We start from the raw sequence: 12,015 nt of genomic DNA, 5'->3' as shown, positions 1-12,015 counted from the left end.
CTAGGTTGACCGCCGTGCAACTGATTCTCTTGCCCGCCGTCGACGTGGTCGACGGTAAAGCGGTGCGGCTCGTGCAGGGCCAGGCAGGCAGCGAAACCGAGTACGGATCTGCGTTGGACGCCGCCATGACTTGGCAGCGCGACGGCGCCGAGTGGATCCATCTCGTGGACCTCGACGCGGCGTTCGGTCGCGGGTCGAACCGCGAGCTGCTGGCCGAGGTCGTCGGCAAGCTTGACGTCGCCGTGGAGTTGTCCGGGGGCATCCGCGACGAGGAGTCGCTCGCCGCCGCACTCGCCACCGGCTGCGCCAGGGTCAACCTCGGCACCGCGGCGCTGGAGAACCCCGAGTGGTGCGCCCGCGCGATCGGCGAGCATGGCGACAAGGTCGCGGTCGGGCTCGACGTGAAGATCGACCCGTCCTTGCCCGGCGGCGGGTTCCGGCTGCGTGGCCGCGGCTGGGAGACCGATGGGGGAGATCTGTGGCCCGTGTTGGAACGCCTTGACAGGCAGGGCTGTTCGCGGTTCGTCGTGACAGATGTCACCAAGGACGGCACGTTGGGCGGACCCAACCTCGCGCTGCTGTCCAGCGTTGCCGAACGCACCGACGCGCCGGTGATCGCATCGGGTGGTGTGTCCAGCCTCGATGACCTGCGCGCCATCGCCACACTCACCGACAGTGGGATCGAGGGCGCGATCATCGGAAAAGCCTTGTACGCGGGACGATTCACCCTGCCGCAGGCGCTGGCAGCGGTAGGAGAGTAGCCCCTGATGGCGCTGGACGAGACCGATCTCGACGCACTGGTCTCCGTGGCCGCCGCGATCCTCGACGAGGCGGCCAGCCCATTCGTGTCCGGCCACGGCGCCGACTCGGCCGTACAGAAGAAGGGCAACGATTTCGCCACCGAGGTCGATCTTGCGATCGAACGTCAGGTGGTGGACGCGCTCGTTTCGCGCACCGGTATCGAGGTGCACGGCGAGGAGTTCGGCGGCGCCGATATCGACTCCCCTTTGGTGTGGGTGCTCGACCCGATCGACGGAACGATCAACTACGCGGCGGGTCTGCCCACGGCCGCCATTCTGCTGGCGCTCGTGCGTGACGGTGAGCCGGTGGCCGGTCTGACGTGGCTACCCTTCACCGGTCAGCGTTTCACCGCTGTCGTCGGAAAACCGCTGTTCGTCAATGGTGTTGCCCAGCCACAACTTCAGCAGACTGCGCTGGCGGGCAGTGTCGTGGGCACCAGCACCTTCGATATCGACTCCAGGGGGTATTTCTCCGGCCGCTATCGGATCGCGATTCTCGAACGGCTGAGCCGAGAGTGTTCACGGATGCGGATGCATGGTGCCATCGGCCTCGACATGGCTTACACCGCGGCCGGAATGCTCGGTGCCGCAATGAACTTCGGCGGCCACGTCTGGGACCACGCGGCCGGCGTCGCGTTGGTGCGGGCCGCGGGAGGGATTGTCACCGATCTGTCAGGTAAGGACTGGACCGTCGGATCCCGTGGTGCGCTAGCCGGGTCGCCCGGTGTGCACGCCGAGATGCTCGATATCGTGCTGTCGGTCGGTGCGCCGGAGGACTACTGATGGACCCTAGAGACCTCGCGGTCCGTATCATTCCGTGCCTCGATGTCGACGACGGCCGGGTGGTCAAGGGCGTCAACTTCGAAAACCTGCGCGACGCAGGTGATCCCGTCGAACTCGCCGCAGCCTACGACCGGGAAGGTGCCGATGAGCTGACCTTCCTCGACGTGACAGCGAGTTCGTCGGGTCGTGCCACCATGCTCGAGGTCGTCAAACGGACCGCCGAGCAGGTGTTCATCCCGCTGACCGTTGGTGGCGGTGTGCGATCGGTGGCCGACGTCGACGTGCTGTTGCGGGCCGGCGCTGACAAGGTCGCCGTCAACACCGCGGCCATTGCGCGCCCGGAACTACTGGCCGAACTGTCCCGCCAGTTCGGGTCGCAATGCATCGTGTTGTCGGTCGACGCCCGAACCGTCCCGGAGGGTTCGCAGCCCACAGCGTCGGGATGGGAGGTCACCACCCACGGCGGGCGGCGGGGCACCGGCATGGACGCCGTCGAATGGGCAACCCGCGGCGCCGAGTTGGGAGTCGGCGAGATCCTGCTCAACTCGATGGACTTCGACGGCACCAAGGCCGGCTTCGACCTCAGGATGCTGCGGGCGGTCCGCGGTGCGGTCTCCATCCCGGTGATCGCGAGCGGTGGTGCTGGGGCGAAGGAAGATTTCGCGCCCGCGGTTTTCGCAGGGGCGGACGCCGTGTTGGCCGCCAGTGTTTTCCACTTCGGGGAGCTGACGATCTCCGAGGTGAAGGCGGCGATGGCGGCAGAAGGGATCGTCGTGCGATGACGGCATTGGAAGCAAGCATTTCGTCGCGGCTAAAGCGCGACGCCAGCGGCCTGTTCACCGCGGTCGTACAGGAGCGGGGCACCGGACAGGTGCTGATGGTGGCGTGGATGGACGACGCCGCGCTCGCCCGCACGCTGGCAACCCGTGAGGCCACCTATTTCTCGCGGTCGCGCGGCGAGCAGTGGATCAAGGGGCAGACATCGGGCCATACGCAGCGCGTGCACTCGGTGCGGCTGGACTGCGACGGCGACACGGTGCTGCTCGAAGTCGACCAGGTCGGCGGCGCATGCCACACCGGGGACCACACCTGCTTCGACGCCGATCTGTTACTCGGCCCGGAGAGCTAGACGATGAGGAAGGCCGCCGCGGTCGCCGCCGTGGGGGTGGCGGCCTTGGCGGTCCGTCGTTACGCCGCATTGCGGAAACCTTTGTCGGCGGTGGCCCCGGAGTTACGGTCTCCGAGAATGCTCGTCTCATCCATTCCGATGAATGCGCGCACCCTGCCCATCATCCGGATGTTGATGGCGTTCAAGTCCAGGCCTCAGCCCGGCGTGACAGTAGCCGAGCGCCACGTCGGGGCAATAGCCGTCTTCGTGTTGACGCCGACTGGTCAACCCGTACCCCGACCCGGTGTGCTGTCGCTCCATGGCGGCGGAATGTGCGCGGGCTCAGCGCAATTGGAGATTCAACCGGCCGGACGTCTGGCACATGCGCTGGGCGCGGTTGTCGTGTCGCCAAACTACCGGCTGGCTCCCGAGAACCCCTTTCCCGCTGGTCTTGACGACTGCATGGCCACCCTTCAGTGGATGGTGAGCCACGCGGAGGAGCTCGGCATCGATCCGAGCCGCATCGCGGTGTGCGGGACGAGTGCGGGCGGAGGCCTCGCCGCCGCCGTCGCACAGCGCGCGGTCGACGAGGGGATCTCGGTGCGCGCGCAGGCGCTCGTTTCTCCGATGCTCGACGACCGCACCGCATTGCGTGATGACCTGGCGGGCCGGGGTGAGCTGACGTGGACACCGAAGTCCAACAGGTGGGCCTGGACCGCGTACCTCGGACGCGAGCCACGACGATCGAGCGCTCCCGAGTATGCGGCGCCGGCCCGACGTACCGATGTGGCTGGTTTGCCGCCCGCGTGGATCGGAGTCGGCGACTTGGAGGTCTTCTTCGAGGAGAACGTCGCCTATGCCGAGAGGCTCGAGGCCGCCGGTGTGCCAAGCCAACTCGTCGCCGTACCAGGGATGTATCACACGGCTGACGGCATCCTGCAGAAAGTTCCGTCGATGCGCGACTTTCACGCCAGCATGGTGCAGTTTCTGCGTGTCCACCTGGACGCGCCGGAGTGGAACGACTGATGCGCCGAATTCTGCATGGCGGCCGCGAATTCAAGCGGCCCAACGACCCGCCTGCAGAACTCGAAGCAGGCGATACGGCTCGACGCAGGGGTTACAGGTCGATGATCCGGGTGGCCTTCGCGCGCGCGGTCCAGCGCCCCTCGTCGTAGCCGACCACCACAGGATGCGCGAACGCGGCGCTGACGTTGTCGGTCGTCACAGTGGCCCTGGCCTCGCCGGTTGCCACCGTTCGTCCCTCGGCGATCAGCAGCGCGTGTGTCGTGGTGGTCGGTAGCTCCTCGAGATGATGCGTGACGAGAATCGAGGCGACCTCGGGATGCGTTTCGTCGAGCGAGTCGATGGTTTCGAGCAGCTGTTCGCGTGCAGCCACGTCGAGCCCGGTCGTCGGCTCGTCGAGCAGCAGCAGGCGCGGTTCGGAGATGAGCGCCCTTGCGATCAGAGTGCGACCCCGTTCACCCTGCGACAGCGTCGGCCAGACATCGTCGGCCCGCTGCGTCAGGCCGACCGCCGCGATCATCGCGTCGGCCCGAGCACGCTCCTGTGCGGTCGGCGTCCACCGCATCGGGGTGTCGATGGTGGCGGTGATGCCGGTCATCACCACTTCGCGGACCGTCAGCGAATACTGAAGCCGGTGCCGGGGATTCACGTGTCCGATGAATCGGCGCAGCCGGGCCAGCTCAACCCGGCCCATCTGCTCACCGAGAATGTGCACCGTTCCCGACGTCGGAAACAGCACAGCCGCACAGAAACCGAGCAGCGTGCTCTTTCCCGCTCCGTTGGGGCCGAGGAGGGCCCAGTGCTCGCCGGCGTTCACGGTGAGCGAGATGCCGTCGATGATCTGCTTGCCGTCGCGGCGAAACGTCACATCGCGTAGCGCGAGAACTTCTGTCACGCCGACTGCCGCTGTCTCAGCACCTCCAGCGCCTTGTCGGCGTGGACCTCCATGCTGAACTCGCTCGAGATCACGTCGAGCACGGTTCGGTCGGTGTCGATGACGAAAGTCGTGCGCTTGACCGGCATCAGCTTGCCCAACAGGCCGCGCTTGACGCCGAACGCGGCGGCGACCGTGCCGTCGGCGTCGGACAGCAGCGGATAGTCGAAGCGCTGAGTATCGGAGAACTTGGCCTGCTTGGCGACGGGATCGGTGCTGATACCGACCCGCGACGCACCGACGGCGGCGAAGTCGCCCGCCAGGTCGCGGAAGTGGCAGGCTTCCTTCGTGCAGCCCGGCGTCATCGCCGCGGGGTAGAAGAACAACACGACCGGACCGTCGGCGAGCAGCGATGTGAGGTTTCGCACAGCACCCGTTTGGTCTGGGAGTTCGAACTCGGCAACCCGGTCACTCCGTTGTAGAGGTGTCACGCGTGTTGAGGTTACGCCTGGCAGATTTCCGGTCTTGCCATACCGGCTGGGAGGATTACCACGTGCAAACCATCGTCGACCTGGCTGTCACGACCTCGCGTGAGGACTTCCGGACGCTGGCTGCCGGCCACCGAGTCGTTCCGGTGACCCGGAAGGTACTGGCCGACAGCGAGACGCCGTTGTCGGCGTACCGCAAGCTGGCCGCCAATCGCCCTGGCACGTTCTTGCTGGAATCCGCGGAGAACGGGCGGTCGTGGTCGCGGTGGTCGTTCGTCGGCGCTGGCGCCCCGTCGGCGTTCACGGTTCGAAACGGTGAGGCGGCGTGGTTGGGCGTCACACCGCAGGACGCACCAAGCGGTGGTGACCCGCTGCGCGCGTTGCGCGAGACGTTGGAGCTACTTCAGACCGAGGCTGTGCCTGGACTACCGCCGCTGTCCGGCGGACTGGTCGGATTCTTCGCATACGACCTGGTGCGCAGGCTCGAACGGCTGCCCGAACTGGCCGTCAACGACCTCGGGCTGCCCGACCTTCTGCTGTTGCTGGCCACCGATATCGCGGCTGTCGACCACCACGAGGGCACCATCACTTTGATCGCCAACGCGGTGAACTGGAACGGCACCGACGAACGCGTCGACTGGGCCTACGACGACGCCGTCTCGCGGCTTGATGTGATGACCGAGGCGCTCGGTGCGAACCTTTCGTCGACGGTGGCGACCTTCAGCAGGCCGGGACCGCGCAACCGCCAACAGCGCACGGTCGAGGAGTACGGCGCAATCGTGGAGCGGCTGGTCGGCGAAATCGAGGCGGGCGAGGCATTTCAGGTGGTGCCGTCGCAGCGCTTCGAGATGGACACCGACGCGAACCCGCTCGACGTGTACCGGATGCTGCGGGTGTCCAACCCCAGCCCGTACATGTATCTGCTGAACGTGCCCGATGCCGATGGCGGACTGGACTTCTCGGTCGTCGGCTCAAGTCCCGAAGCGCTGGTGACCGTCAAGGACGGGCGTGCGACGACGCATCCCATCGCGGGCACGCGGTGGCGCGGCGCCAACGAGGAAGAAGACCTGCTGCTCGAAAAGGAGCTACAGGAAGACGAAAAGGAACGCGCCGAGCACCTGATGCTGGTCGACCTCGGCCGCAACGATCTGGGCCGGGTGTGCGTGCCGGGAACGGTGCGCGTCGAGGACTACAGCCACATCGAGCGCTACAGCCACGTCATGCACCTGGTGTCGACGGTGACGGGGCAGTTGGCCGACGGCAAAACTGCGCTAGATGCGGTCACCGCATGCTTCCCGGCGGGCACGCTGACGGGTGCGCCCAAGGTGCGGGCGATGGAGCTCATCGAGGAGGTCGAGAAGACCCGTCGCGGTCTCTACGGCGGTGTGCTGGGCTACCTGGATTTCGCGGGGGACGCCGATTTCGCGATAGCCATCCGAACCGCGCTGATCCGCGGGGGGACGGCCTACGTGCAGGCGGGCGGGGGAGTCGTGGCCGATTCCAACGGCCCGTATGAGTACAACGAGGCCGCCAACAAGGCCAAGGCGGTGCTGAACGCGATTGCCGCGGCTGAGACGCTGACCGAGCCATGAAGCGCATCGGGCAGCTTCTGCTGCTAGTGGCGGCGGGTGTGCTGTGGCTGGCGTCGCGGATGACGTGGGTTCAGGTGCGCTCGTTCGACGGGCTGGGTCAGCCAGAAACCGCGACGCTGAACGGCGCGGCCTGGTCGACGGCGCTGGTGCCGCTGGCCCTGATCCTGCTGGCCGCCGTGCTCAAGTCGACAGTCGGGCCGCGCTGGCAACTGCGGCTGCTTGCGCTCGTGGTGGGCGCTCTGAGCGCCGTGATCGCGTATTTGGCGATCAGCCTCTGGGTCGTCCCCGATGTGGCGGTGCGTGCAGCGGGCCTCGCCGAGGTGCCGGTGGCGGATCTGGTCGGCACGCAGCGGTACTACTGGGGTGCCGTCGTGACGTTGATCGCTGCCGTGCTGACGCTCGCAGGCGCGGTGCTGCTCATGCGGTCACCGGTGAAAGACGAGTCGGATCACGACAAATACGAGGCTCCGGCGCGACGGCGCGAGGTGGCGCGACGACGCGCTGCAGCAGGCCAGGAGATGTCGGAGCGGACGATGTGGGACGCGCTCGACGAGGGGCGCGATCCCACCAAACCAGACACTGAGGGGCGGTGAGAGTTGATGGGTTCGGTGCGGCTACCCTTCGATAAAGGTTATGTGGCGGCAAGACGGCGCGAACGCGGAGGGAGTTCACGGCTTATGAGTTCGGCGACCGTGCTCGACTCCATCATTGAAGGAGTCCGCGCCGACGTCGCCGCACGCGAAGCGAGCGTCAGCCTCGACGAGGTCAAGGCGGCCGCCAAGGCCGCGCCATCGCCGCGCAACGTGATGGCAGCGCTCCGTGAACCCGGAATCGGTGTCATCGCCGAGGTGAAGCGTGCCAGCCCGTCGCGAGGAGCCCTTGCGCCGATCGCGGATCCGGCGAAGCTGGCCAGCGCGTATGAGGACGGCGGAGCCCGCATCATCAGCGTGCTCACCGAGCAGCGCCGCTTCAACGGCTCGCTCGACGACTTGGACGCTGTGCGCGCCGTGGTGTCAATCCCGGTGCTGCGCAAGGACTTCATCGTCGGGCCGTATCAGGTCCACGAAGCCCGTGCACACGGCGCGGACATGCTACTGCTCATCGTGGCGGCGCTCGAGCAGTCCGCGCTCGTTTCGATGCTGGATCGCACGGAGTCCCTCGGGATGACGGCGTTGGTCGAGGTGCACACCGAGGACGAAGCCGACCGTGCGCTGCAGGCAGGGGCGAAGGTCATCGGCGTCAACGCACGCGACCTCAAGACCCTCGACGTGGACCGGGATTGCTTCGCGCGCATCGCACCTGGGCTGCCGAGCGACGTCATCCGCGTCGCCGAATCGGGTGTGCGCGGTCCGGCCGATCTGTTGGCGTACGCAGGTGCAGGCGCAGACGCTGTTCTCGTCGGCGAGGGTCTGGTCACCAGCGGTGATCCCCGTAGTGCCGTCGCCGATCTGGTCACCGCAGGCACGCACCCGTCCTGCCCGAAACCCTCGCGCTGAGCAGTGGCGGATCTCGCCGGCCCAGAGTTGCCGCGTTCCAGTGCGGCGGTCGCAGAACCGACCGTCCATGATCCCGACGCCAAGGGTCATTTCGGTGCCTACGGAGGACGACTCGTCCCAGAGGCACTGATGGCCGTCATCGAGGAAGTCACGGCTGCCTACGAAAAGGCCCGCGGCGACCAGGAATTCCTCGACGAGCTGGACCGGCTGCAGCGGCACTACAGCGGTCGGCCTTCACCGCTGTACGAAGCCACGCGGCTCAGCGAGCATGCCGGTGGCGCGCGACTCTTCCTCAAGCGAGAGGACCTGAACCACACCGGTTCTCACAAGATCAACAACGTCTTGGGCCAGGCCCTGCTCGCCCGACAGATGGGCAAGACGCGTGTCATCGCCGAGACCGGTGCGGGCCAGCACGGTGTGGCCACCGCAACCGCGTGCGCGCTGCTGGGGCTCGACTGTGTGATCTACATGGGCGCCGTCGACACCGCACGTCAGGCGCTGAACGTTGCGCGTATGCGGTTGCTTGGAGCCGAAGTCGTGTCCGTGGAGTCCGGCTCCAAGACGCTCAAGGACGCGATCAACGAAGCGTTCCGCGACTGGGTGACCAACGCGGACGACACGTACTACTGCTTCGGCACCGCGGCGGGCCCGCACCCGTTTCCGGTGATGGTTCGTGACTTCCAACGGGTGATCGGGCTCGAGGCCCGTGTGCAGATCCAGGATCAGGCGGGCCGGCTGCCCGACGCGGTCACCGCGTGTGTGGGCGGCGGCTCGAACGCCATCGGTGTGTTCCACCCGTTCATCGACGATCCCGGCGTGAAGTTGGTGGGCTTCGAAGCGGCGGGCGATGGCGTCGAAACCGGTCGTCATGCGGCGACGTTCACCGGCGGGTCCCCCGGTGCGTTCCAGGGTTCGTTCTCATACCTGTTGCAGGACGACGACGGTCAGACCATCGAATCTCATTCGATCTCTGCGGGTCTCGACTATCCCGGTGTCGGGCCCGAGCACGCCTTCCTCAAAGACGCCGGGCGTGCCGAATACCGGCCGGTCACCGACACCGAGGCGATGGATGCCTTCGGCCTGCTGTGCAGGACCGAAGGCATCATCCCGGCCATCGAATCCGCTCACGCGGTGGCCGGTGCGCTGAAGTTGGGAAGGGAACTCGGAGCGGGGTCGGTCATCGTGGTGAACCTGTCGGGCCGGGGCGACAAGGACGTGGAGACGGCGGCGAAGTGGTTCGATCTGCTCGACAGCAAGGGGACCGCTGCGTCATGACACGTGGTCTATCCGGCACATTCGAAGTGTGTCGTAAGGACGGTCGGGCGGCCCTCATCGGTTACCTGCCGACGGGCTATCCCGACGTGCCAACATCGATTTCGGCGATGACGGCGCTGGTCGAATCCGGCTGCGACATCATCGAAGTCGGCATGCCGTATTCCGACCCGGGCATGGACGGGCCCACCATCGCGACGGCCACCGATGCGGCGTTGCGCGGCGGTGTGCGCGTGCGTGACTCGTTGACCGCCGTCGAGTCGATCAGTAAGGCAGGCGGCCGCGCGGTCGTGATGACCTACTGGAATCTGGTGTTGCACTACGGCGTCGACGCGTTTGCCCGCGATCTGGCATCCGCAGGGGGGCTCGGGATGATCACACCGGACCTGATTCCCGACGAAGCCGGCGAATGGCTTGCGGTATCGGATGCCCACGGCTTGGACCGGATCTTCCTGGTGGCGCCGTCGTCGACGCCCGAGCGCCTTGCCGCAACGGTCAACGCGTCGCGCGGGTTCGTGTATGCGGCTTCGACAATGGGCGTGACGGGTGCGCGGGACGCGGTTTCGAATGCCGCACCCGAGTTGGTGCAACGGGTGAAGGCGGTGTCGGATATTCCGGTTGGCGTCGGGCTGGGGGTGAGGTCGCGTGAGCAGGCTGCGCAGATCGGTGCGTACGCAGACGGTGTAATTGTTGGTTCGGCCCTGGTGTCAGCGCTTACGGAGGGTATCCCCGCTATGCGCGTGCTGACCGAAGAACTGGCCGACGGTGTCCGGCAGGGGATTTCGGCGTGACCACGACCTTACTTGCTTCGTTCCCCAGCCCGCCGCAAGGCGTATGGCATCTCGGATGGATTCCGCTCCGCGCCTACGCGCTGTTCATTCTTGTCGGAGTGATCGTCGCATTGTTCATCGGAAACAAGCGTTGGTCGCAGCGGGGTGGCGAGCCTGGAGTCATTTTCGACATTGCCTTGCCGGCCATCATCCTTGGCTTGATCGGGGGTCGGCTCTACCACGTCCTCACCGACTGGTCGACATATTTCGGGCCCGGCGGCGCCGGTCTGCTCGCGGCATTCAAGATCCAGGAGGGCGGTCTCGGGATCTGGGGTGCGGTCGCGTTGGGTGGCATCGGCGCCTGGATCGCTTGTCGTGGCAAGGGCATTCCCCTTCCGGCATTCGGCGATGCGGTGGCCCCCGGAATCGTGCTGGCACAGGCGATCGGCAGGATCGGCAACTACTTCAACCAGGAGCTCTACGGCAGGACGACGTCGCTGCCGTGGGGTCTGGAGATCTTCGAGCGCCGCGATGCCAACGGTGCACTCGATTCTCTCAACGGGGTGTCGACCGGCCAGCTGATCGAGATCGTCCATCCCACCTTTCTGTACGAACTGCTCTGGAACCTGCTGGTTTTCGCGTTGCTCATCTGGGTGGACCGCCGCTACCGCATCGGTCACGGCAGGCTGTTCGCCCTGTACGTCGCCGCGTACTGCTTCGGACGGTTCTGGGTCGAGCTGATGCGCAACGACACGGCGACGCACATCGCGGGCATTCGAATCAACTCGTTCGTGTCGGTGTTCGTGTTCATCGGCGCTGTCGTCTACATCATGGTCGCGCCCAAGGGCCGCGAGGATGCGTCCGAGCTGCGGGGACACGCCGAGGTCGAGTTGGCCCCCGACGAGGTCGAGGAGTCGCCGCTCGACGAGATCACCAAGGAGCTGGCCGCCGTTGCGGCCACGACCGGGGTAGTGGCGGCAGCCAAGGCCGCAGGCGACAAGGAAGACGAAGACGCAACGGCAGCGATCGACTTCGAGGCAGAGGAGTCCGAACTCGACATCGAGGCGGTCGCAGAGGGCGAGCAACTCGTCGAGGACGTCGCCGACGCACCCGCAGAAGACATCGCAGAGGCCGAGGCGTTCGCCGATGCGGGCGAGGACGCCGAAGCCGCCGAGGTAGTCGATGCGGGCGAGGAAGCAGGCGGTTTGGGCACGCCCGAGGGTGACGAGGTCGTCGAGGCCGAGGAGGCCGCACCAGAGGTGCACGAAGCTGCTGCCGAAGGCGCCGGGGAAGCCGCCGAAGTCGCCGACGAGTCCGAGGAGTCTGAAGCCGAGGCTGTCGGGGGTGTGGGAGCTGTCGAGGGCGACGATGCCGTCGAGGCGGAGGATGCGGCGGCGGAGGTGCATGAAGCTGCGGTTGAGAGCGCCGAAGAGGCTGCCGAAGTCGCCGATGAGGTAGCCGCCGAAGAGTCCGACGACGAAGCCACCGACGACGAAGCCGCCGCTGGCGACGTGAGCGGCGCCGAGGAAGAAGCCGAGGCGTCAGGAGACGATGCGGCCGACGAGTCCGAGGAGTCTGAAGCCGAGGCTGTCGGGGGTGTGGGAGCTGTCGAGGGCGACGATGCAGCCGAGGGCACCGAGGAAGCGGCCACGGTCGCCGCTGAGCAACTTGAAGCGGCTGAACCTGCGTCGAACGAAGCCACCTCACCAACCGGCAAGCCGGAGGAGAAGTCCCTCGGTGGCCTTCGCCGGTGGCTCCGCTCTCGCCGCGACGCCTGAGACCGCGGCCGGGAACGCAAGCTGGAAAAGT

General features: G+C 66.6%; 13 protein-coding genes. 11 read left to right on the top strand and 2 right to left on the bottom strand.

All coding sequences use genetic code 11. The annotated features are described in order from the left end of the window. Nucleotides 1-14 precede the first annotated feature (14 nt). The 5 genes from priA (at nucleotide 15) to D6M19_RS16550 (ending at nucleotide 3,717) form a co-directional block, all read left to right on the top strand. Complete coding sequence (gene priA, locus D6M19_RS16570; RefSeq protein ID WP_123026331.1) at nucleotides 15-761, top strand: bifunctional 1-(5-phosphoribosyl)-5-((5-phosphoribosylamino)methylideneamino)imidazole-4-carboxamide isomerase/phosphoribosylanthranilate isomerase PriA; 747 nt, start codon at nucleotides 15-17, stop codon at nucleotides 759-761. Between the two features lie 6 nt (nucleotides 762-767). Next, complete coding sequence (locus tag D6M19_RS16565) at nucleotides 768-1,583, top strand: inositol monophosphatase family protein (protein ID WP_123026330.1); 816 nt, start codon at nucleotides 768-770, stop codon at nucleotides 1,581-1,583. Beyond that, entirely contained in the window at nucleotides 1,583-2,365 is a 783-nt protein-coding gene (hisF, locus tag D6M19_RS16560; protein WP_123026329.1) for an imidazole glycerol phosphate synthase subunit HisF, read from the top strand. Before D6M19_RS16565 ends, hisF begins: the two co-directional genes overlap by 1 nt. Continuing rightward, nucleotides 2,362-2,712, top strand: a complete 351-nt coding sequence (hisI, locus tag D6M19_RS16555) for a phosphoribosyl-AMP cyclohydrolase (RefSeq protein ID WP_123026328.1) — start codon at nucleotides 2,362-2,364, stop codon at nucleotides 2,710-2,712. Before hisF ends, hisI begins: the two co-directional genes overlap by 4 nt. A 117-nt stretch (nucleotides 2,713-2,829) precedes the next feature. Next, a complete protein-coding gene (locus tag D6M19_RS16550) occupies nucleotides 2,830-3,717 on the top strand; it encodes an alpha/beta hydrolase (RefSeq protein ID WP_234834894.1) in 888 nt (295 codons plus the stop codon). A 91-nt stretch (nucleotides 3,718-3,808) separates the two neighbouring features. Here the strand turns inward: D6M19_RS16550 and D6M19_RS16545 are convergent, their stop codons facing one another. Both D6M19_RS16545 and D6M19_RS16540 read right to left on the bottom strand, forming a co-directional pair. Further along, nucleotides 3,809-4,609, bottom strand: a complete 801-nt coding sequence (locus tag D6M19_RS16545) for an ABC transporter ATP-binding protein (protein ID WP_123026326.1) — start codon at nucleotides 4,607-4,609, stop codon at nucleotides 3,809-3,811. Then, entirely contained in the window at nucleotides 4,606-5,079 is a 474-nt protein-coding gene (locus D6M19_RS16540; protein WP_123026325.1) for a peroxiredoxin, read from the bottom strand. The genes D6M19_RS16545 and D6M19_RS16540 overlap by 4 nt, the downstream gene beginning before the upstream one ends. A 62-nt stretch (nucleotides 5,080-5,141) precedes the next feature. Here D6M19_RS16540 and D6M19_RS16535 point away from each other — a divergent pair, with 62 nt between their 5' ends. The 6 genes from D6M19_RS16535 to lgt all read left to right on the top strand — a co-directional run bounded on the left by D6M19_RS16535 (nucleotide 5,142) and on the right by lgt (nucleotide 11,984). Continuing rightward, entirely contained in the window at nucleotides 5,142-6,668 is a 1,527-nt protein-coding gene (locus D6M19_RS16535) for an anthranilate synthase component I (RefSeq protein WP_123026324.1), read from the top strand. Continuing rightward, the gene (locus D6M19_RS16530) at nucleotides 6,665-7,261 is read left to right on the top strand and encodes a TIGR02234 family membrane protein (protein ID WP_123026323.1); all 597 of its coding nucleotides are present in this window, start codon (nucleotides 6,665-6,667) and stop codon (nucleotides 7,259-7,261) included. The genes D6M19_RS16535 and D6M19_RS16530 overlap by 4 nt, the downstream gene beginning before the upstream one ends. A gap of 84 nt (nucleotides 7,262-7,345) precedes the next feature. Further along, nucleotides 7,346-8,164, top strand: a complete 819-nt coding sequence (trpC, locus tag D6M19_RS16525; RefSeq protein WP_123026322.1) for an indole-3-glycerol phosphate synthase TrpC — start codon at nucleotides 7,346-7,348, stop codon at nucleotides 8,162-8,164. A gap of 3 nt (nucleotides 8,165-8,167) precedes the next feature. Further along, nucleotides 8,168-9,439 carry a tryptophan synthase subunit beta gene (gene trpB, locus D6M19_RS16520; RefSeq protein ID WP_123026321.1) on the top strand — a complete coding sequence of 424 codons (1,272 nt, stop codon included), beginning with the start codon at nucleotides 8,168-8,170 and terminating at the stop codon, nucleotides 9,437-9,439. Then, the gene (trpA, locus tag D6M19_RS16515; protein WP_123026320.1) at nucleotides 9,436-10,227 is read left to right on the top strand and encodes a tryptophan synthase subunit alpha; all 792 of its coding nucleotides are present in this window, start codon (nucleotides 9,436-9,438) and stop codon (nucleotides 10,225-10,227) included. Before trpB ends, trpA begins: the two co-directional genes overlap by 4 nt. Next, complete coding sequence (gene lgt, locus D6M19_RS16510) at nucleotides 10,224-11,984, top strand: prolipoprotein diacylglyceryl transferase (RefSeq protein WP_123026319.1); 1,761 nt, start codon at nucleotides 10,224-10,226, stop codon at nucleotides 11,982-11,984. Before trpA ends, lgt begins: the two co-directional genes overlap by 4 nt. The last annotated feature ends 31 nt before the right edge of the window (nucleotides 11,985-12,015 follow it).

Origin of the sequence: Mycolicibacterium stellerae, from assembly GCF_003719305.1 — a bacterium.
In the GTDB taxonomy this organism is placed as follows: domain Bacteria; phylum Actinomycetota; class Actinomycetes; order Mycobacteriales; family Mycobacteriaceae; genus Mycobacterium; species Mycobacterium stellerae.
Note: the sequence above shows the minus strand (reverse complement) of the source record. Positions and strands in the feature narration are given on the sequence as shown.

Coding starts and splice junctions, on each gene's coding strand:
- D6M19_RS16530 (WP_123026323.1), top strand. CDS start 6,665: ATGAAGCGCATCGGGCAGCTTCTGCTGCTAGTGGCGGCGGGTGTGCTG.
- D6M19_RS16550 (WP_234834894.1), top strand. CDS start 2,830: ATGCTCGTCTCATCCATTCCGATGAATGCGCGCACCCTGCCCATCATC.
- hisI (WP_123026328.1), top strand. CDS start 2,362: ATGACGGCATTGGAAGCAAGCATTTCGTCGCGGCTAAAGCGCGACGCC.
- trpC (WP_123026322.1), top strand. CDS start 7,346: ATGAGTTCGGCGACCGTGCTCGACTCCATCATTGAAGGAGTCCGCGCC.
- trpA (WP_123026320.1), top strand. CDS start 9,436: ATGACACGTGGTCTATCCGGCACATTCGAAGTGTGTCGTAAGGACGGT.
- D6M19_RS16565 (WP_123026330.1), top strand. CDS start 768: ATGGCGCTGGACGAGACCGATCTCGACGCACTGGTCTCCGTGGCCGCC.
- hisF (WP_123026329.1), top strand. CDS start 1,583: ATGGACCCTAGAGACCTCGCGGTCCGTATCATTCCGTGCCTCGATGTC.